Raw genomic sequence first — 228 nt, 5'->3', positions numbered from 1 at the left:
ATTTAATCTTTTATATACTCATTTTTAGCATTTAAGATTTTCTTTGGAGGATAACTTTTAAAATATATAGTGTATTTTTTATTTTCCAATTTTTCCGTTATTTCAACATAGTATTGTATACGTCGTTTTTTTTCGTACTCTACAACAACATTATATGCAGAAAATTTATTGGGAACCAATCTTTTAGAAACTAAATCTAAATAGATTTTATTGTTTATATTAAATATA

General features: G+C 21.1%; 1 protein-coding gene. It reads right to left on the bottom strand.

Going from position 1 to position 228, the window contains the following annotated elements:
* Positions 1 to 2: 2 nt before the first annotated feature.
* A partial coding sequence (locus SB719_RS23120; RefSeq protein ID WP_412160186.1) for a hypothetical protein occupies positions 3 to 228 on the bottom strand: 226 nt, incomplete at its 5' end.

Source organism: Pantoea sp. SIMBA_079, assembly GCF_046940275.1.
GTDB lineage: Bacteria > Pseudomonadota > Gammaproteobacteria > Enterobacterales > Enterobacteriaceae > Pantoea > Pantoea borealis.
The sequence above is the reverse complement of the archived record's forward strand: the minus strand, read 5'-3'. Positions and strand labels throughout refer to the sequence as shown.